The organism is Leadbettera azotonutricia ZAS-9 (genome assembly GCF_000214355.1).
In the GTDB taxonomy this organism is placed as follows: Bacteria; Spirochaetota; Spirochaetia; order Treponematales; family Breznakiellaceae; genus Leadbettera; species Leadbettera azotonutricia.
Genome location: NC_015577.1, coordinates 3422253 through 3442924, shown reverse-complemented (window position 1 = coordinate 3442924; position 20672 = coordinate 3422253). Strand labels below are relative to the sequence as shown.

The window sequence follows — 20672 nt, the reverse complement described above, 5'->3', positions numbered from 1 at the left end:
TATGAAACGGAAGACAGTAACACTCATAATTGTCCTTGCGGCTTTGGTTCTTTTAAGCGGCGGATATTTCGCGGCTCAAGCATGGAGCAAGGCCCACCCCAAAGCCTCTCCCTATGCATCGGCCCCTGCGCGGGATACTCCCAGGCTGACAGAATTTGATTCCGGCAAGATCGTAAAGCTCGATCTTGTAAGCTCGGGTTTTTCCCTGGAAAAAAACGGCGATAATTGGGAACTGGCAAATGCCCCCACGGGCATACGGATTGATCAATCGGCAGTAAGCGGCAAGCTCTGGTATGCAGGAAGCGTCTGGGCCGAAAGCGTAGTGGATGATGCGCCGGGGGATCTTTCCCAGTACGGGCTTGCCGAACCTCAGGGGCATGCCATTGTTGCCGATTCCGAAGGGAAAAGGGCAGAACTCTTTTTTGGGAACCTCAACCCCGGGCGTTCTGCTTATTATACTATGGTTTCGGGCGATCCCAAAGTGTATACGGTCTCTTCCTATTCTGCCGACAGCCTCCTCTTTAGCCTGGACAGCATACGGGACAGGAGTATCTATACAGGTTTTGATCCCGCCACTGTGATCCGTTTTACCCTTGATAACGGCAGAACGCTTATTGATATTGTGCCCAGGCCGGAGGACGTATATTTAGTGTCAAACTTTTCGCAATTTATGCTCATTTCCCCTTATAAAGCAAGGCGGGGCGTAGACAGCCAGAAGTTTTCCGAAATTCTTGAACCTCTGCAGGCTCTGCAAATAAACCAATTTGTGGAAGACAACCCCGCTTCTTTGGCGCCCTATGGCCTTGATAAACCCGGGAAACTTCATATCGAGGCCGGAAACGGTGTTTTTGATCTGCTCTTTGGCAGGAGCGGCGAAGGGGAACTCTTTGCCAAACTGCCGGATAAAAACGGGGTATTCACTGTTGCTAACCTGGATGCTGTAGTCGGCACTACTGCGTTTAATTTGGCCGACAAGTTTTCGCTTATTTTCAATATTGATATAGTTGATTATTTTACTGTTTCCGGCGAAGGCCGTACATTGCGTGCAGATATAAAAGGCACCAAGGATGAAGCCGAATTCTCGCTTAATGGAAAGAAAACCCTTGACAAGGAATTCCGGACTTATTATCAGGCAGTCATTGGCCTTTTGGTGGATGCTGAATATCCGGGGCCCCTTGGCGAGCCTGCCGCCGGTTCGCCTGTTACCATAGAATTCAACCTTAAAGAGCCGCAGAATGCCAGGGTGTCTGTCACGCTTAGGCCCTATAATCGTGATTATTATGCCCTGACCCAGGATGGCAATACAGAATTTGTTGTCTCCCGATCTCAGGTGAGAAACATTTTTGAAACTGCGGACAAAATGGCTTATGCCGAATAGGCTTATGTTTGACAGGGCCAGGATGAGTTATTTCCCCCTCAGGGAAAGGCTTAGCAAAGTCTCCATACCCGATGCATGCATTAAGCCTGAGGCTTATTTAAAAACAAAAGAAATACCCGCGTCCCTTAAACTGCGGGTTGACAGTATTGCTGCGGAAATTGCGAAGGCAAAGAAAAGGGGCGCTTCGGTTGTTTGCGCATTCGGCGCCCATTCCATAAAGAACGGTCTGGGGCAGCTTCTCGGCAGTTTGCTTAAAAAAGGCTGGTTTACCCATCTGGCTGCCAATGGGGCTGCGGTAATTCATGATTGGGAATTTGCCTTCCAGGGAAAGAGCAGCGAGGATGTCCATGAGAATGTCCTTAAAGGCAAATTTGGCACCTGGGAAGAAACAGGCCTTTATATCAACCTGGCATTGGCGCTTGGCGCTTATGAAGGTCTGGGTTATGGCGCTTCTGTGGGGGCAATGATACATAAAGACGGCCTCGATATTCCTTCCCGGGAGGGGCTTTTTGAAACGGTGAATTCTGCTATTAAGCGTAATAGTGTTGATGTTAGTACTTATACTACTAATAAGGCTGCTGCGGCTCTGGATCTCCTGGGACTTATGGAGTTGCTCAATCTGCGGCCTGGTTTTCTTTCCGTTGACCATCTTTATAAAGAATACAGCCTTCTTGAGGCTGCTACGCAATGCGGGAGGCCTTTTACCTGCCATCCCATGTTTGGCCATGATATAATTTACACCCATAAAGCCAATTGCGGCGCTGCGGTGGGCAGGACTGCGGAGCGGGATTTTCTTGAATATGTTTCAAGCATCGAAAGCCTGGACGGCGGTGTGTACTTGTCTGTAGGTTCGGCTGTCATGTCCCCAATGATTTTTGAAAAAGCCCTTTCCATGGCAAGGAATGCCAATGGGGGGAAGGGGATAAAGGACTGCGGCATCCATGTGGTCGATCTCCAGGAAGCTTCCTGGGATTGGTCAGGGGGGGAACCTCCTATGGATGATCCCGCGTATTACCTCAGGTTCATGAAGACCTTTAGCCGCATGGGCTGCAGGGTGGATTATACCTCGGCAGACAACAGGGTTTTCTTTGCCCTCCTGAGCCAGTCATTGGAATGCCAAATGGAGAACCGGAATGAATGAGAATAAAGTATATATTGGCATTGACATAGGCGGCACTAAAACCGCGATATCCTCAGGCAATTCTGTGGGGCGGATATTAGGCAAGAAGGCTTTTCCCACCGACAGGGATTTGAAACAGGCCCTAAAAAATATATTTACTGAAGTAGAGACTTTTATATCGCAAAATGGAAAAGAGAATATTGCCGCTATGGGTATTTCCTGCGGCGGCCCTTTGGATAGCGACAAGGGGATTATTCAGTCCCCCCCAAACCTCCCCGGCTGGGATGATGTGCATATCATAGAAATGCTGAAAGATGAATTCAGCCTTCCAGTATTCATAGAAAATGATGCCAATGCCTGCGCTCTTGCGGAATGGTACTATGGCGCAGGCAGGGGTTGCAAAAACATGATCTTCCTCACCTTTGGCACCGGCCTTGGCGCGGGCCTCATCCTGGACGGAAGGCTCTACCGGGGGGCAAATGGCCTTGCAGGGGAAGTGGGCCACATCAGGATGACTGAAGGCGGACCCTTGGGCTACGGCAAAAAAGGTTCCCTGGAAGGCTGGTGTTCGGGGGGCGGGATTTCGGAAGCTTATTTTGACCGTTACGGTGAAAGAATTTCAGGCGGCGAAGTATGCAAAAGAGCCGAAAAGGGCGATGCCATGGCCCTTGCAATAATCGAAGAGAGCGCCCTCATGCTGGGCAAGGGGCTTGCCCTTTTTATTGATATTATAAACCCTGAAAGAATCGTTATAGGCAGTATCTTTGCGCGCAGCGAATCCCTTTTCCGCAGCAGGGTGGAAAAAGCGATTAAAGAAGAAGCCCTTCCCCTTGCCGCAGGGGTCTGCAAAGTGCTGCCTGCGGAATTGGGGGAATCATTGGGGGATACCGCCGCAATTTGCGCAGCGGTAAACGGCCTGTCCGCAAAGTGATTCTGTGGATGGCTAATTACCAGAGGGCGTCTTCCACATAGAGACAGAGGGCGTGGTATACCGGGAGATGCAGTTCCTGGGCTTCGTAGGTTTCTGTGCGAGGGACCGCAATGCAGATGTCGCTGATCTGTTTTAATTTGCCCCCGCCCTTTGCGGTCATGCCAAGCACTTTTAATCCTTTGGCTTTTGCAACCAGGGCCGCATTGTATACATTCTTTGCATTGCCCGAAGTGGAGATGCCCCAGAAAACATCGCCCGGCTTGGCATACACAAAGGCTTGCTGGGCAAATGCCATGTTGGGGTCCACATCGTTCCCGAAGGCTGTTGACAGGGCATTGTGAAAGGTGAGGGATATTGCAGGGATGCCGCCCTGCAGTTTTTCCGCTAAATCGGCGCCCGCATCTTGATCCAGATCTTTAAGCCTTTCCTTAAATTTTTTATCAATGGGCCGCTTTTTGCAGAAGGATTTTAAAAGTTCCCCTGTTATATGATCCGCATCCGCCGCGCTGCCTCCGTTGCCGCAGAGGAGGATTTTATTTCCCCCTGCGGCAGCATTTTTTAAGAGTTCCCCTGCTGCGAATATCTCCGCCGCGCAGGCTTCAAGATCGGGGTACCGTTCCAATAGTTTCCTGAAAATGACATGATTGGGGTCGCTCATAATTTTATCCTATAGCTTACGATTTCGAAAGGATGGAGCTCTCTCTTAATCGCAGCAGAAGTTTTAAAAGCGCCAATGGGTTCTTCCATGAGGTTCGCCTCGGCCCAGCCGGAAACGGGAACATTAAATTCAATGTTGAGTTTGGATCGCCCGCCGTGCATCTCGTGGAGCCTTATGATGATGTCCTTGCCGTTTTCGCTCTTTTTGATTGCGTCCAGTGCAGCATTGCCGCTAATGCTGATTAAGTCTCCAATGCTGCTCTTTCCCTGGGCAGCAACGAGGGGCGCATTGAGGTCCCATGCCAGTGGTATGAGATCCGACTGGTACCATGGATCTGTATGCACATAGAGCGAGTAGGTGAATTGCTGCAAACCCCTGTCAGCCTGGGTGTCGGGGTGTTCCGCTGATTTAAGGAGAGAAAGGCGCATGATGCCTTCTTTAATGTCATAGCCGTATTTTGAATCGTTCATAAGGGCAACACCAAAGCCCTTCTCGCTGTAGTCGGCCCATTGGTGCCCTACCACCTCGAACTGGGCTTCATCCCAGGGTGTGCTTCTGGTGGCATTGCGTTCAAGGCTGCCGTACTGGATTTCGTAACGGGCGTTTACCGAACGTATGTCCACAGGGAAGCTGGCCTTGAGGAGTTTGCTCCTTTCTTGCCAATCTACTTCGGTCTTGAAGTCTATCCTCTTATGGGCGGTATAGACAATCAAGTCCTGGGTGATTTTGGATTTGTTGTAAACCCAGACAAAACGTACCCGTGCAAATAGGGGGCCTGATTCTTCAATCTTGACCGAGACAAGCTTGTCCACACTTTCGCGCTTAAGATCGATGGTGGCTTCGATTTCCCATGCATCGCTCGAGCGGGGCCTGTCTTCAAACATTTGGAGTTCGTTCCCCGGACCGGAAAGGGTTTCGCGCTTGGCCTGCTTGTCCCATATTGAAGTGAGCTGGCCTTTGGCGTTCCACTTGATTTTATAGAAGGGAGTATCCACGCCGTTTTTGCGGATTATGAATTTTGCATTCCTGCCGAATTTGACCACCGGCAGATCAGGCGACGCATTTTCAATTTTGAGGGATGCGCTTTCCAGGGGATTGATACCCGGCACATAGGTGTAAGCTGCCTTTTCTCCGTCAATGGAGGACACCTGAACCGGGAGCACGCCTTTGGGGCCTGCAAGAACTTTCCCTTTTCCCAAGGCAAATTCAGCAGGGAGCTTTACAAGGCCGCCGCGTTTCCAGCCGGCAGTGTTAATTACTGTGAGAGTTTCTTTGTCTTTGTTTGTGAGTATGCTTAGAGCACTTGAGAAGGCGGTATTGCCTTTTTCCATGGCAGTGGCATGATCTTTCTGTGTGTCTTCGTAGACTTCGGCAATGGAAGAACCGGGGATTATATCGTGGAACTGTGCTTTTAATATAAGCTTCCAGCCCTCGTGGAGCAGTGCCTGGGATGCATCATCCCATTTTTTGGTTTTAAGGGCTGCCAGGGATTGCAGTATTTCCGCGTCTCTATAGACGAGTTCAAGCTTGCGGTTCATTTTTTTGGTGAAAGCCTGGGAAGTGTATGTCCCCCTATGGTATTCAAGGTAGAGTTCCCTGTCCCAGTTGTGGAGGAGGCGTGCGTTTGCAGGTTCGGAAATTTTCTTGTGGAGCCGTTTAAGGTAGGTATCCACCCGCTCTGTTTTTGCAGCCGGAAGGCCCGGGAGTTTTGAAACGGCCCTGATATTTTCGAGCATGTCCCGGGTAACGCCGCCCCCACCGTCGCCGAAACCGTAAGAGAAAAGCAGATCCTGGTTCATGGCCTTATCACGGTAGGTTTCCCAAATGCCTTTGACGGTACTGGGGAGTATCATGCCATTGTAGGTGTAGTAGATGGCGTTCCCTGTGTCCGGGGTGGTGATAAAGTGGGTCATCACTGTGCTGCCGTCCATGCCCGTCCATTTAAAAGTGTCGTGGGGCATACGATTGATTTCGCTCCAGCTGATCTTGGTAGTAATAAAAGTATCGATGCCGGATTTTTTGAGTATCTGGGGCAGGGCCCAGTTATAGCCGAACACATCGGGGAGCCAGAGGAAGGTATTTTCCACGCCGAACTCTTTTTTAAAGAAACCCTTGCCATAGAGTATTTGGCGTACCAGGGATTCGCCCGAAGGAATGTTGCAGTCCGCTTCCACCCACATGGAACCGGAAGCTTCCCAGCGGCCTTCCACCACCCGTTTTGCGATAGCCTTGTAAAGATCAGGGTGATCTTCCTTGATGGAATCGTAGATCTGCGCCTGGGTCTGGAGGAAAATATATTCGGGGTATCTTTCCATTAAGCGCAATACTGTGGAAAACGACCTTTCCCCTTTCTCCCTGGTGTGCTTGTAGCGCCAGAGCCATGAAAGGTCTATATGCGTGTGACCGATAAACGAAACCGAAACGTCCTTTTGTCTGCCTGCGGTTTTCAGGTTTTTGCGGTAATACTCAAGGGCTTTTTCCACAGAGGCAATAAAGGGCGATGAACCGGGATTTGTAAAGTCAAGGAATTTATAACCTTCTACGAGTATATTTTGAAGTTTCGTTTGGGCAGGGTCTTCAGATTTTAATTCTTTTACTGTCAGGATCATGTTTTTTAAAAGGTAATAAAGTTCGTCCACGGAGGGTTCCAGGGTACAGAAGAAGGCAGCTTTAATCTGGTGATCCATTATCTTTTTTGGGCCGCCCCCCTCAAGGCCGCTCCAGAGCCTGAAGTCGAAAGCCATTTTCTTTCCTGTCTGGGGCTTAAAGAAAGCTTCTTTATGGTTTGAATCTACCCCCTGGTAAGGCTCGCCGTTTATGAAAAGCAGGGATTCAAAGCCTGAATTATGCCCGCCCCCGGTGAGGCCGAAATCAAAATAGCCAAGTACATCTTTGCCTTTCCATTCTTTAGGCGCCTCAAATTCCGTATGTATCCAGAGATACCGGTCCCGGCCGCTCCAGAATTCGCCAATGTTCATTTGCTTTGAAGCCTTTCCGGGTTTTATAAAGCCGGGATAGGCAAAATCCTTTGGCTCTTCTGTGGCCAGCAGTTCTTTTACCGGCATAACATTCTGATACCGGAGCTGTTCCAGGAAACGGACTTCCCGGCCTATTTTTTCGACAATGAAATCTTTGAACATGCATTCCTTCCTTATATTGAAAATCTAAAATTCCAGTAAATTGGTTTCAGAAATTGAATTGTCCTTGTCCGCAATTTTTAGGGTTTTGATCTCATAAGGGCTGAAGCTTAAATTGCATCTTAAGCCGAGCCATGTGAAATCAACGGAGGCCTCGTTTTTTTTGCCGCCTGTTTCAACGGCCCTGACTATCCACGCATTTCCATCTTCTGAACGTTTGATAGTGGAAATTATGGCCGATGAACCTTCCTTTATGCTGCAGAAGCTATGCTCCAGGGGAAGTTCGCCTGAGTGAATGGATTCGATGACATAAACAGGAGGCTGGTTCAGCTCAAGGGCATGGCTGGCAATATTTTCCTGAACAGCTTGGGTGGCATAGGGCCTGAGCTGGACAAGGAATTCCTGCTCACCCTGATCCACATAGCGGTGCTGTATGTCGGGCCTGGGGTGCTGGGTCTCATGGTGGGCATAAACCGGGCTCCTTAAAAGGGTGAGATCCAGGCTGCCCTCTTCGGCACTGCCTGAATAAATACCATCGTTGATGACAGCAAGGCCGGGCCCATTTGCCTGCGACGATAGGATCGCCCAGCGCTGCAGGGGCCATTCCCGTCCATCTGCTGCCCTTTCGATAGCCCCGTAGGGTATCTCTGAATTAAATGCTTTACTGCTAAAAACCGATCCAATTCTTAATTTGAGAAGCCTGTGGTGTTCGTTCCAGACGACCCTTGTTTTAATATCGAGAGTTCCCAGCTCGCCATTAAGGATGACGCGCAGTATTACTGCACTGGTAAAGAGCTTATAGACAATTTCGTACTCGGTGGTCACAGATCCCTGGCTTACCAAGGTATAAGATTCCAGGGCCATCTTTCGTTTTGCGCCTTTATAGGAAGAAAGGGCGTGAGTCCAGGTATCGGATTCATCATCAATGATGACAGGGCCTATACCTTCCCCTCCCAGGAATTGGGTGCCGGTTTTAGTGTTGATGAGGGAAGTGATGAACCCGGTTTCCCTGTCAATTTCCGCATCCCAATCGCCCGAACGTATATGGTTTGAAGCAGTACGGGTATATTGGAGGCTTAAAAAGGCCCTGGTATCCCAGCTATTGCTGAGCTTATCCAGTTTATAGGCTGTATACCCCAAAGGCGGTAAATTTATATTGAAGCGCAAAGCCTGGGAAAAGAAACCGGAAGTAATCGCCGCAGTGGGCACAATTTCAAAGGGAAGGGCATTTCCCTTGCTGTCATAAACTGCATCGGCAAGACCTATAACTTCAATGGTTTGTTTTACTTCCCAGGGATGGGGGTTCCAGACTATAACTGTGGAACCGTCTTTGAAAGTCGCAATCCTGGAAGTAAGACGCTGGAAAAGTATGGCTGTCATGTGGTTCACTGTTTCCTGGCCCCAGGCATAAGCCGCCAAAATTTTGGGATAGGCTTCGGGAATGGAACAGCCGCCGAGGGAATCGTGGAACTGGTTGGTCAAAACTTTTTTCCAGGCCGCTGTAAGAGCTGCGCTGTTTTCTGAAATATCGGCGCCTCCTGTAACAGCAAGCATTTTCTCAGCAAAGAGCAGAGCCTGTTCTGTGGCGTTATTGGCGCGCTTGACCTTGCTGAGGGAGGAATAGCAGCCTATGGCGTGATACTGAAGTTCATCCTTGACTGTAGGAATACCGGGCAATTTGGAGGCTTCTTCAAAATATTTTTGGGGATCGCTGTAAACAATTTCAGGGCTTTCGTTCTTAAGAGCATCGATGGTTTTAAGATTCTCTATGGTGGGCCCGCCGCCGTGGTTTCCTACTCCGTAGAAACACATCAGGGGCTTGCCTTCCTTTGCGGCTGCCTCGGTATGCTGGGCAATTTTTTTTACCAGCTTTTCCCCCCAATTGCTTTCCGAGTTATAGCTGATCATAAGCCTGTGGGCCAGCACTTTGGTTCCGTCCACGCCTTCCCAGTTGAAGAGAACCGCAGGCAAGGTTTTTTCATGGGCCATAGGCCGCATAAACACATAGGAATCCATGCCTGATTTTTTAAGGATCTGGGGAAGATTCCCGTTATGGCCAAATGAATCCACATTATAACCCAGCGTTGCGGTAACGCCGAATTTTTCCTTAAAGTAGCGCTGGGCATAAAGACCCTGACGGGCGAAGGACTCGCCTGCAGGGGCATTGCAATCGGGCTGAAGCCACCAGCCGCCCACTATGCGCCAGCGTCCGGCTTTAACCGCTTCCTGTATGCGCCTAAAGAGCCCGGGATCGGTACTTTCAACCAGGCTGTAGTAATACGCGCAGGCTGAGGTAAAAATGAACTGGTCATGCTCTTTTATGCGGTCAAGGGCTGAGGCAAAGGTTGCCCGAATCTCCTGGAAGCCTTCTTCCCATCGCCACAGCCAGAATATGTCTATATGTGCGTTACCGATGAGATGGATTTTTTCTTTCATATTTGATTCCTCCGGGATTATGCAAAGGTTGCACTTCAAATTACTATAAAGAATTTTCAGGGCTTTGTCAAAACTATTTTCAAAACATTGACGAATTATATGGAGACCCTTATATTATTTGGACCCTATCGCCTGACGACAAAACCGTGCAGGTAAGTATCTCTCAGGAAGATGCAAGCATCTGGAAAACCTATGAAGCCGGAGCTGTCCTTCCTTCCGCTGCCATCGAAGGTCTCTCTGTTAATTTAAGCGAGGTGTTTGCGGAGCAGGTAAATTCCTAGCCTGTAAGCTCGTCCCAGCTTGCGTATACCTGCCGTACATTTTCGGGTTTTGCACCGACGCCGAATTCGCACTGGGCTATGCAGCCGCCGTCCTGCCAGAGTGTATCGTGAACTTTCTTGATGGCATCCTGTATTTCTTTGGTAGTTCCTTCAGGCAAAAGGTGCTGGCGGTCAACTTCGCCCCAGAAGGTTATTTTACCCTTGAAAGGCGCAAGATTTTCAACACCCATGCAGAAAATCTGCGAATTAAATGCGTCCAGGCCCAGTTCAATGAGGTGGGGATAAATAGCCAGGGTATGGCCGTCTGAGTGCATGAACATTTTCTTGCCCGCCCTGTGGGCTATGTCGATATAGTCTTTGTACAAGGGCTTAAAGATTTCTACCCAGGTATCAGGATGAATGAGGAGGCCCCGCTGAGTACCCCAGTCGTCCATCATGTTGAGGGCATCCACGTCGGTCTTGGCCCATTTTTCAAGAAGTTCGCAGTAGAATTGATGCATTTTTTTGATGAATTTTAAAAAACCCGCAGGTTTTAAGGCGAGGTCAATAAAGAGCAGTTCAGAGGTTCTGATAAACTGGAGCTGCTCAAAAGGCCGGGGACAGCAGCCTGCTATGACAAATTTATCGTTGCCTTTGCAAAGGCGGTTTGCCTCTTCAATATCAAAACTGAGCCATTCTGTGGGGAAGTGGACCTTGCTCAAATCATCCCAGTTTTCATCTGCTTCAGGGACTATGGGTTCTTTTACCTGTCCGTGGACGCCTTTCTGAACATTGATAAAACGAGAACCCCAATCATCGGTGAATTCTCCCACTTCGTACTGATCTCCCCTGCCTATAGCCCTTTCTTTGTAGGTAACATTGCAGCCCTCAAAATCCCCGGGGAAGTCCCGGTTTATCGCGGCGAGTTCTTCGGGGTAATGGTTCCCTGCCCAGGGTAAAGACCAGAGCTGCCTGGGGGCACGGCCCGATTTATTTTTAAATTCCAGTGTTTTGATAACTAATTCTTTTGATGTCATATTGTTCTCCAATAAATTCTTACAGTAAATTCTTAGACACTGAATTCCTAAAATCTAAAAATTTACCCCTTGTAATGCCGGTATTTCTCCAGGGCCGCAAGGGATGCCTCGATGATTTCGGGGCTTACATCCTGGCCAAGTTCCAGGCTGATGCCCAGGCCGCCAGAGGGCAGGTAGAGGGCTTCTATACATTCGCGGACATGATCTTCGATGGAAGAAGGCGTCGCAAAAGGGAGGAACTGGCGATCCAGATCCAGGTTGATGGGGATCTTGCCCTTGCAAACCCTGACAAGGTTGTCGAGGCCGTTGGCCCGGTACTGGGGGTTTACCATGTTTACCCCTGCTTCTTTGAGGTCAGGCATTATTTCCCAGATACAGCCGTCGGTGTGCATATAGACAAGCTTTCCTGCATCGTGGACTTTTTTATAGAGTTTGGTAAAACAGGGCTTCATGTATTTGACCCATTTATCGCGGCCTATGGCCAGGCCTTTCTGCATACCCAGGTCGTCACCGAAATACTGGACAGGGCCTGAATTTTTTCCGATGGCAACATCCACCTGGATCATATTGTACTCCAGCACCTTATCGATGAGGATCTGCAGTTCAGGAGCTTCATCGGCAAAGTCAAACATGGCCTCTTCAAAACCACGGAGATCGAGAAGGCGCAGATACATAAAGCCGTGGGGCAGCCTCCCGGTGCGGTCATCGGGAATTTTCAAACTGCGGATATCTTCGCGGGTTTTTACGGGATGGCCGGTGACTATGGATTCCTGGCCTTCCTGGATATTGCTCCACACGCAGCCCCACTCATCGGCAAAGCTGCCTTCATGATAGGATGCGGGGGTATAGGTATCGTAATTATACTGTTCGCTTATATCCCCAAAAAACTGGGGATAGCGGGCGGTGATTTCTTTCATCTCCCCGGGATGCTTGCGCCAGAGGGCCGGGAGCGTGCCAATGCTCACCGGGATAGTTTCGGGGTTCTGGTAGGTCATGGCCTTGACGAGTAAATCCGCATTGCTCATCTTGAGGCAACTTCCATTGCTATGTCGGCCCATTGCTTGAGCCTCATGGGTTCGTTCTGGACCGTACTGATGTCCTTAAAGATGAATTCCAGAGGGCAGCCATTACGTTTGCAAATTTCTCTGGTAGTTTCAAGATCTTTTCTGACATGATCTCCATCGAAGGATGTTACCGCAATAAATGCGGGATTGGGCTTGTTGGAGAAGACAAAGTCCTTGCCGATTTCTTCAGCGCCCCTCTCTTTTTTTGCCCAGGGACTCATAGAGATTTTGCGGACATTGGGGATCTTTTTCACTTCCTTCATTTTGCCGTCCAGAGGATCGCAGCAACCGTAGTACACCAGACCGAAGCGTTTGAAGATAGGCATCATGTAGTCGATTTCGTATTCTTCGAACATCGCCGGCGATACGGTGGCAAACATCTGGGCCAGACCAAACATCCAGATATCCTTTGCACGGGGTTTTGCAGGATTAAAGTCCGGGGCCGGAAGATCATCGGTGAATGCTCCGGTACAGTGAATTAAAGCCTGGCTGTGGCAGAGTACACCCTGTTCCTCAAGCTGATCCAGCATGATCATATAGCCGTCAGCAATACGCTTGGACATGGCATGCATCATTTCAGGCTTGTCTACAAGGCCGTAAAGGGCGCCTTCGACGCTCATCCACGTGGCTATGGGATCCCAAATGGAGATGTAGGGATCGTATCCTTCCTCACGCAGAGGTATGACGCCGTCAAAGATGGAGGAGGCGAACTCCATGCGGCGTTTTGTTTCGGCAACGTCATGGGTAATAACAGGCATTTTTATTTTTTCCATAACGTCATCAATAGTGTTAAACTGATTTTCGAATTTGTGGCTCAGTACCTCGTTTGATTCAAAGGTTGCAAGGGTGTGTTCTTCCACAGTCATGCCGAAGGCGGTATTGTGCACTGCCTTATTCACTTTGATAAAAGGCTCCACCACCATGTCCATAGGGAAGTATTCCCACTGGAGGAGTGTGCGCCGCAGGGCCTGTTCGTAAGCGCGGCATTCCTTGTCCTCGCAACGTAAGGTTAGCTTATCATCGATGTTCATTTCGCTCCAGCACACCTGGTCTATGGTCACCATGGGCCGCTCAGGCTTAAGGCTGTTGAGTTTGCGCCAAAGTTTGCGCTTTTCCTCCTGCACGGGAAGGGCTGCAATTTCCGCCACTTTTGCTGCGAGTTCTCTAAGGATGGTGCGATCTTTTTCATTCTTGCTCATGTGTGTATATTCACCTTTACAGTTAAGCCGGTTCCGAAATTCAATGGAACCGGCCTAAATGCTTCATGCTATAAAACTATTTCTTCGCCGCAAGCCATGCTCTAAGCTGTTTTTGCTTTTCCGCTATGACCCTGTCAATTCCTGCAGCCTTGTATTGCTGCTGCATACGGGACAGATAATTTTCCAGAGGCTGGGCGCCCGAAAGGATAGCCTGTTTGAATTCGTTGGTTACATTTGCGCAGGCGCCGATTTCCGCTTTTACAGGATCAGCATCAAAGGAGAATCCCAGGGCGACAGAAGGCTGCACCGTTGCATTGTATGCCCTTAAGCGCGCCACATGATCCACCGGATAGGTATTCCACCATTTGCTTATGAAGGCATTGCCGTTTTCCCAAACCGCATTCGGGATATAGGTCAAATTCGCAGCGTCCACTCCCTTGGGGAAGTCTATGCGGCCGTCGGGCAGGGTAATATAGTTGCGCCCTTCAATGCCAAAGTTGGCAAGGTTATGAATTTCGGGATTTGACATCAAGAGGTTGAGGAACATCATGGCCCTTTCGGGGTTGGGGCTGGTACGGGGAATCGCAAAGGCGCATTCGTAGCCGGTAAAGGTGAGCGCTATGGGCGGCTGAATGATTACTTTCGTAAATTCGTATTTGCCGCCTATGCCTGAGCTTACTTCAGCTTCAATACCGTTCTTGCACTGGCCGCCTATGGCCTGGATTTTATTGTCCCTGAGAGCCGCAGTGTGGGCAAAATCGGGGGTGGAGGTTTCTTTGTTGATGTAACCCGCTACATACCATTCATGCCACAATTTGGCAATGGCCTGAAAAGCGGGATGATCATATTCGTTGACAATTTCCGCCTTCTCGTTTTTGTAGATACGGCCGGGGCCGTCGCCAAGCACCTGGAAGCCCATCAAGTCGATGTATGCAGAAGCATTATTGTAGATTGAGAAATTGGGATCGTAAGCCTTGAATTTTGCCCAGATCGCCGTCATGTCTTCCATGGTTTTAACTTTGGAAAGATCGACTCCTGTGGCGTCTACATAGTCCTTGCGGATTACATAGCCATAACAGCCGCCGGCTTCTTTGGGTGTGGGAATCGCGTAGAGCTTGCCATTCACCCGGCAGCCTTCAAGGTTGTAATCAATCATGTACTGGGCCATTTCCTTGCCGTAATTTGCATAGAGTTCATCCAGAGGCAGGAAATAATCTTTGGCTACCATCTGGTGGAAGGGCAGGCCGGTGGTGCTGACCAAATCGATTTTTTCGCCCGAAGCGAGCATCAGATCGATCTTTGTGGTGTATGAGCCCCAGTCAAACACATGCATTTGAACCTTGGTGTTGATCTTTGGCTGGGTGAGCTTGCTAATCTCGGAACTGACAAGATCGTTATCAGCCTCTTCAAGATTTTCAACCCAATACCAGTCAACCGTTACCTGCTTTGAGGTATCGCCGCTTGCAGCTTGCCCGGATTGTTTACCACCGCCCGCAAAGGCTATGGTTACCGACAGGATAAGCAAAACGCTTATCATTGAAAAAAGACGTTTCATAATCTTTTCCTCCAAAAAAAATATTGCAATACAGATTCGGCCAAGGGCCTCATCCGGTATTACTCAAGCTAAAGCGAAGGCTTAGCCCTTCACTGAACCCAGGGTCAAACCCCGCACAAAGTACTTCTGCAGAAACGGATATGCCAGGACAATGGGGCCTATGCCGAGTATGCTCATGGCCATGCGGGCGGTTTCGTTGGGCAGGCGTGTCCGTGCATTCGCCGCCGCGTCAGGAATGAAACTTGAAGTGTTAAGCACTTGAATCGATATATTCACCCGGTACATCAAAAATTGCAGGGGGAATAATTTCTTTGTGTCGATGAAGAGCAGCGCATTGTACCAGTCGTTCCAGTAATTAAGGCTCACAAGAAGGGCAACGGCCGCAAGGCCCGTAACCGACAGGGGAAGCACCATTTTAAAAAATATTTGCAGCTCCCCTGCGCCGTCAATGATGGCAGATTCAATTATCGCAGGATGGATGTTTGCCGAAATGAAGGTGCGCAGAATTATCACATTAAAACCATTTATGAGAAGGGGCATGATAAGGGGAATGATTGTGTTCTTGGCCCCCAGCATTTTTACATACACCAGGTACCAGGGAACCAGCCCTCCGTTAAAGAGCATGGTAAAGGCCACAAAAAATGTAAAATGCCTGCGGAAAGGGAAATCGGTCCGCGAAAGGGGATAGGCGATCATGGCAGTAATAAGGGTCCCCAGAACTGTCCCTATAACCGTGATGGTTATGGACACCATGTATCCCCGCATAATCTGCTGAAAATCAGACAGCACGTATTCATAGGAACGCGAGCTCAGCATGCGGGGGATAATTTCGTATCCATGCTGCGCAATAGTCGCTTCATCGGAAATGCTTATGGCAAATACCAATAATATAGGGAAGAGGCAGGCAACACAGACAAAGGCAAAAAGCACATGCGTTACCCTGCGCGCCCAGGGCGGAGATCGGTCTAAAGCAGCTGAATATTTTTTCTTCATGGTTTTTCCTTTTAGAATATCGCATTATCGGGGCTTATCTTGCGTACCAGGGAATTCGCCGACAAGACAAGAACAAACCCGATTAGCGCCTGATATAAGCCTGCTGCCGCAGACATTCCGAAATCTCCCGTGGTTGCCATGGCGTTATACACATAGGTATCGATCACTATTGTTGAAGGATAGAGCATTCCTGAATTCATGGTAGTCTGGAAGAAAAGCCCGAAGTCCGAATAAAAAATCCTTCCCAGGGCCAAAAGGTTTATAATGATGATAAAAGGCTTCAGCATGGGAAGGGTAATGTAGCGTATACGCTGCCAATGGCTGGCGCCGTCAATAATTGCGGCTTCGTAGTAGGTCTGATCAATACCGCTGATTGCCGCAAGGTACATGACAGAATTGTATCCGGCCCACTTCCACTGGCATACAACATTGAGGATGAGGGGCCAATATTTGGGCTGGCTGTACCAATCAACCGGTTCAAGCCCGAGCATGGGCAGTATGGTCCTGTTTACAAGGCCTGAATCGTAGCTCAAAAAAGCATACACGCAGGACGCAATCCCGACATACGAAATAAAGTATGGAAGGAAAATAATATTCTGATATACTTTTGCTACCCGTTTGTTGGTAACCTCATTTATCATTATTGCAAAGAAAACGGCCAGAATTGTTCCAATAACCATAAACGTAAAATTGTAGAGAAGCGTATTCCGGGTAATCAGCCATGAGGACCCGGATTTGAACAGGAATTCAAAATTGCGAAACCCCACCCAGGGGCTCTCAAGCAGGTTCCTGATAAAACCGGGATAACTGTACTTGATGTTTTTAAAGGCGATGACCGCTCCCAGCATGGGTATATAATTGTTTATCAGTAATACTACTATTGCAGGCAGCATGAGCACAAAAAAGGCGCGCCATCGCCAGACATTGTATAATAAACCTTTATGTTTTCTTGGTACCATAACAATTACCCTCGCATCCTGAATTGGTTATTGACAACGCCGGAAGAACCCCTGACAACGAGTTCTACCGGTAGTACAGTCTGGCTTTTCCCCGTATCCCCCCGAATCCTTTCCAGCAGTTTTTGCGCGCCGATTTCCCCGAGTTCCTGGAAGCGCTGCCTGATGGTGGTGAGGTTTTCCTGTTTTGCATTTTGATTGTCATCGAAGCCGGTTACGGAAATATCCTCAGGCACCCTGATATTGCGTCTTTTCAAATACGCCAAGACTTCGATGCCTGTCCTGTCGTTAATGCATACAAGGGCAGTAACACCTTTTTTTTCTATGAGATCATCAAGGGTTTGAAACTGCAGCTCTCCGCCTACAACGCACAATGATTCGTTAAAATCCATCCCGCCGTATTTCAGCGCCGCCTTGTAGCCTTTGAGCCTTTCTTCAAAAACACAGGAGCGGGGTTCGCTTTCGTCTGTTTCGGAGATAACCTGCTGAGGCCCTATAAACGCAATTCTTCTATGGCCATATTGAATAAGATGCCTTGTAGCCTGATAAATACCGTCTGAATGATAAGAAGCCACCAGTGTGCAAGGGGCATTTTCGAACCAGCGGTCCAGCATCACAAGAGGAATGCCTTTGGCTTCCAATTCAACAAGCTTCTCTTCATTGGCTGCAGGATCGGCTGAATATATCAGCACCCCATCAACCTTGTTGCGTATGCACTTGTCAATTATCTCAGCCTCGGTTTTTGCATTCTTGTTGCTGCATTCGAGGATCATCGAATAACCATCGGAAGAAAAATGCCCCTGGGCGCCCTTTATAAGGCTGATAATGGGGCTGTCCAGCTGCCTGTAGTACATGACCACCAGGGAGACAATGCCCACGCTTTCCTGCTTAATCTGTGCGGGACCTTTTGCCTCCTGGCTGGCTACGAAGCTCCCCTTCCCCTTAATGCGCACCACCCTGTTCTCGTGCACCAGATCCGAAAGGGCCTTGCGCACGGTTATGATGCTGATCCCGTGGAGCCTGCAAAGCTCATTCTCGCTGGGAATCCGGGACCCGGGAGGCAATGCACCCGATTCTATTTGCCGGATCAGCTCTTTTTTGAGGAATATATATTTTGGAACCCGGGTCGCGGCCGTAATAATATTTCCCTTTAAGTTCTAATACTAACTTTGATAAAAATGTTACCGTAATTATACTATGTTATGGCCATCTGTCAACAAAAAAGTGAAAAGTAATTGGCCAAAAAGCTCAAATATTCTGCATAAGACCTGAGTGGATGAAGAACTTAGTATACGAAGTTAAGAATTAGTTGCCCGGCAATGCCATGGTCTGCATCACTCTGCCGCTGTTTCCGCCATGGCGGTAATGTTTTCGGGCGATACATTGGGCAGTATGGATTCGTGGCTCGGGGAGACCAGGAAGTTGGGGCCGAAGAGGTCCTTTAAGCGGTGTACATCCTTACGCACTTCGTCGGCATTGCCGAAGGGGAGGAGGCGCTGGGTGTCAACGCCGCCGAGGAACACGATTTTGCCGTTGTATTTTTTGGCGAGGGATTCGGCGTCCATATTTTTTGCCATGGCCTGAATGGGGTGCAGCACTTCTACGCCCGCGTCGATGAGGCGGGGGATAACCCGGTCTATTGAACCGCAGGAATGGAGCACTACGTTGTAATTGTGGCGGTGGGCCTGATCGGTGAACTCCCTGAAATAGGGCATGACAAAGCGGTCAAAGTGTTCGGGGGAGATGAGGAGATCGAGCTGGCTCCCGAAGTCGTTGCCGAAGAAGAATGCGTCGATCTTGTCCCCTGCAAGGTTAAAAAGTTTTTCGTTGGCTTCAAGATAAAAGTCTACGATATGGCGGGTTACGGCGTCCACTATTTCGGGGTCTGTGTGCATCTTCATAAAGTAATTTTCCATGCCGAAGAAATCGCAGGCATTATGATAGAAGCAGCTCCACATACCGCTCAAAACAGCCTGGCCCGCAGCAACAGTGCGATCTATTTCTTTTAGTGTTTCTGAAAAATCCATGTACTTCATTTCGGGCCAGTGGAATTTTTCTACTTCCGCCAGATCTTCTGTTTCCGCAAAGACCCCGGCTTCGCTTAGGGAAGTGCGTTTCTGCCCGTTAAGCACATCGAACATGGGGTACTCGGGGTTTGTCCATGCATTGAAAGCATCGGGCATGACCCAGCGGCAGTCCGCTCCCAGCTTAAGGCCAAGTTCAAAATCATCCTTGACCTTATAATGGGCATAGAGCTTTTCTATACTGGCGGGATTGGGACATCCATGCCAAAAACCGCAATGGCTCGCTTTTCGCTGCACGATTTCTTTAAAATGCTGCTTTCCGCTCATGTTAATCATCGATGGCCCCGTAAACAGTCTGCACAAAACCCCGCTGGAGATCGCTGTTGATATCCGACATAAGCTGGATAAAGAAGAGGGCGGTCAGGTCCTCTGCCGGATCTACGCAGTAGTAGGTGCCCATCATGCCATCCCAGGCCCATTCGCCCAGGGAACCGTTAAGCCCGGCCTTGGCGGTATCCAGCATGGTCCGGACCCCCAGGCCGTACCCATAGCCTATCAGGTGGGGGAAAACATCGGAGGCCATTTCTGACGGTATGCAGTGGCTGGCCCTGATCAGCTCCAGGGTTTTGCGGGAAAGTATGCGCTCGTTCCCCGACTTGCCGTCGTGGAGGAGCATCTGCGCGTAGCGCCCGCAGTCCGCCATGGTGGAATTGAGGCCGCCTCCGCCGCTTTCAAAGGCTGGAGGGGTAGGGGAAGCAGGATCTGAGCCGAGATCCGTCACAAGCTCAAGGCCCTTGGGGCCCAGCCTGTAGGGTTTGACCGCCCGCAGCTGCTTTTCCTTGGGGATATAAAAAGCCGTATCTTTAAGCCCCAGGGGATCGAAAATTGTTTCTTTAAGGTATTGCCCCAGGGTTTTGCCCGAAATCACTTCTATGAGCCTGCCTAAAATATCGTGGGAAAAGCCGTACATCCACTGATCCCCAGGATGGAAACAGAGGGGCGTTTTGGCGGCTTCGTCCACTGTCTTGGCTGTGTTCCAGGGCTTGCCTTTGGCTGCATCCTTAAAGCTCTTCTTGTTTGTATCCGCCATTATTCTGGCTGAATAAGAATTTTCCCCAGGGTAGGGGATGCCCGAAGTCATGGTAAAAAGGTGTTCAAAGGTGATGGGCCTTTTGGCAGGAACCAGGGTGGCCTGGCCGCGCTCGTCATGAATCGCGACTTTAGGATCTTTGAAGGCCGGCAGGAAATCCGCTATGGGCTGGTGAAGCCTGAAAAGGCCCTTTTCGTAAAGGGTCATGGCTGCAACGATGGTAAAGGTCTTGCTCATGGAGTAAATGCGGTAGATTGAATCGTCCTTCATGGGGGTCTTTTTTTCCCTGTCCTGAAAGCCCGCGCTTGCGCAAAAGCCTTCCACCCCATGCCGGATTATCATGCCCCCGGCGCCCGCAACCTTGCCCTGATCCACGATGCGCTTTAAATAAGCCTCCGCATTCTTGAGGCGTTTGGGGCAAAGCCCGCTTCCTTCAGTTTTCATGGAACCTCCCAAAAACTTCTTTCGTATACCGGTAGTTTTGGTATTGCTTTTCCGGCTTTAAATCAGGATACTATGGGTATGGATTCCGGGCAAGTAACCTATATAATAAGCCGGCTGGCGCTGGGGGCTTTGGCATCCTTCTTTGCCATTATGCTCTGGTCAAAGACCAGGGACATAGCCTGGATGCTCATGGTAATCGGCACTATTGCAGCCTATGTGGAGACAGTCTACTCGATCCTTGAACTTTTCGGGATCACAGGGGGCACGGTTCCTTCCATAGGCTCTGTTCCGCTGGTTTCCATTGTGCTTCCCTGCCTGCCCACGGTGTTTTTCATAGCCGCTTTTGTGGTAATGGTAGCCCGGAAGTACCGCCATCGTTAAAAAGGGGTC

Annotated in this window: 17 protein-coding genes; 5 read left to right on the top strand and 12 right to left on the bottom strand. The window is 49.5% G+C overall.

Annotated features, from left to right (window positions below):
• The first annotated feature begins 1 nt into the window (after position 1).
• The 3 genes from TREAZ_RS15210 to TREAZ_RS15200 are packed head-to-tail and all read left to right on the top strand — an operon-like array spanning position 2 to position 3429.
• Positions 2-1378: a DUF4340 domain-containing protein gene (locus TREAZ_RS15210; RefSeq protein WP_015712783.1), complete on the top strand. Its 1377-nt coding sequence runs from the start codon at positions 2-4 to the stop codon at positions 1376-1378.
• On the top strand, positions 1368-2519 hold the full coding sequence (locus TREAZ_RS15205) for a GSU2086 family protein (RefSeq protein ID WP_245535045.1): 1152 nt from the start codon (positions 1368-1370) through the stop codon (positions 2517-2519). Before TREAZ_RS15210 ends, TREAZ_RS15205 begins: the two co-directional genes overlap by 11 nt.
• Positions 2512-3429, top strand: coding sequence for an ROK family protein (locus TREAZ_RS15200; protein ID WP_015712781.1), 918 nt, complete (start codon positions 2512-2514; stop codon positions 3427-3429). Before TREAZ_RS15205 ends, TREAZ_RS15200 begins: the two co-directional genes overlap by 8 nt.
• Before the next feature lie 16 nt (positions 3430-3445).
• Here the strand turns inward: TREAZ_RS15200 and TREAZ_RS15195 are convergent, their stop codons facing one another.
• From TREAZ_RS15195 to TREAZ_RS15185, 3 genes are read right to left on the bottom strand one after another with little or no spacing between them, the layout of a single operon-like run.
• The gene (locus TREAZ_RS15195) at positions 3446-4087 is read right to left on the bottom strand and encodes a D-sedoheptulose-7-phosphate isomerase (RefSeq protein WP_015712780.1); all 642 of its coding nucleotides are present in this window, start codon (positions 4085-4087) and stop codon (positions 3446-3448) included.
• The gene (locus TREAZ_RS15190; protein WP_015712779.1) at positions 4084-7227 is read right to left on the bottom strand and encodes an alpha-mannosidase; all 3144 of its coding nucleotides are present in this window, start codon (positions 7225-7227) and stop codon (positions 4084-4086) included. The genes TREAZ_RS15195 and TREAZ_RS15190 overlap by 4 nt, the downstream gene beginning before the upstream one ends.
• A 24-nt stretch (positions 7228-7251) precedes the next feature.
• On the bottom strand, positions 7252-9660 hold the full coding sequence (locus tag TREAZ_RS15185; protein ID WP_015712778.1) for an alpha-mannosidase: 2409 nt from the start codon (positions 9658-9660) through the stop codon (positions 7252-7254).
• A 146-nt stretch (positions 9661-9806) separates the two neighbouring features.
• Here TREAZ_RS15185 and TREAZ_RS18645 point away from each other — a divergent pair, with 146 nt between their 5' ends.
• Complete coding sequence (locus TREAZ_RS18645; protein WP_280990954.1) at positions 9807-9941, top strand: hypothetical protein; 135 nt, start codon at positions 9807-9809, stop codon at positions 9939-9941.
• Here the strand turns inward: TREAZ_RS18645 and TREAZ_RS15175 are convergent.
• From TREAZ_RS15175 to TREAZ_RS15135, 9 genes are all read right to left on the bottom strand, one after another.
• Positions 9938-10957 (bottom strand): uroporphyrinogen decarboxylase family protein, encoded by a 1020-nt coding sequence (locus TREAZ_RS15175; protein ID WP_015712776.1) that lies wholly within the window; start codon positions 10955-10957, stop codon positions 9938-9940. The two genes, TREAZ_RS18645 and TREAZ_RS15175, sit on opposite strands and share 4 nt — an antisense overlap.
• A 62-nt stretch (positions 10958-11019) precedes the next feature.
• Positions 11020-11982 carry a uroporphyrinogen decarboxylase family protein gene (locus TREAZ_RS15170; protein WP_015712775.1) on the bottom strand — a complete coding sequence of 321 codons (963 nt, stop codon included), beginning with the start codon at positions 11980-11982 and terminating at the stop codon, positions 11020-11022.
• Positions 11979-13220 (bottom strand): hypothetical protein, encoded by a 1242-nt coding sequence (locus TREAZ_RS15165; protein ID WP_015712774.1) that lies wholly within the window; start codon positions 13218-13220, stop codon positions 11979-11981. Before TREAZ_RS15165 ends, TREAZ_RS15170 begins: the two co-directional genes overlap by 4 nt.
• Positions 13221-13296: 76 nt before the next feature.
• Positions 13297-14775 (bottom strand): ABC transporter substrate-binding protein, encoded by a 1479-nt coding sequence (locus TREAZ_RS15160; RefSeq protein ID WP_015712773.1) that lies wholly within the window; start codon positions 14773-14775, stop codon positions 13297-13299.
• Positions 14776-14856: 81 nt separating this feature from the next.
• Positions 14857-15768 carry a carbohydrate ABC transporter permease gene (locus tag TREAZ_RS15155; protein WP_015712772.1) on the bottom strand — a complete coding sequence of 304 codons (912 nt, stop codon included), beginning with the start codon at positions 15766-15768 and terminating at the stop codon, positions 14857-14859.
• 11 nt (positions 15769-15779) lie between these two features.
• On the bottom strand, positions 15780-16727 hold the full coding sequence (locus TREAZ_RS15150) for an ABC transporter permease (protein ID WP_043923143.1): 948 nt from the start codon (positions 16725-16727) through the stop codon (positions 15780-15782).
• Positions 16728-16732: 5 nt separating this feature from the next.
• Complete coding sequence (locus TREAZ_RS15145; RefSeq protein WP_280990971.1) at positions 16733-17815, bottom strand: GntR family transcriptional regulator; 1083 nt, start codon at positions 17813-17815, stop codon at positions 16733-16735.
• A gap of 243 nt (positions 17816-18058) precedes the next feature.
• A complete protein-coding gene (locus tag TREAZ_RS15140; protein WP_015712769.1) occupies positions 18059-19084 on the bottom strand; it encodes a uroporphyrinogen decarboxylase family protein in 1026 nt (341 codons plus the stop codon).
• Complete coding sequence (locus tag TREAZ_RS15135; RefSeq protein WP_015712768.1) at positions 19077-20282, bottom strand: serine hydrolase domain-containing protein; 1206 nt, start codon at positions 20280-20282, stop codon at positions 19077-19079. Before TREAZ_RS15135 ends, TREAZ_RS15140 begins: the two co-directional genes overlap by 8 nt.
• Before the next feature lie 78 nt (positions 20283-20360).
• Here TREAZ_RS15135 and TREAZ_RS15130 point away from each other — a divergent pair, with 78 nt between their 5' ends.
• Positions 20361-20663, top strand: a complete 303-nt coding sequence (locus TREAZ_RS15130; protein ID WP_015712767.1) for a hypothetical protein — start codon at positions 20361-20363, stop codon at positions 20661-20663.
• Positions 20664-20672: the final 9 nt, after the last annotated feature.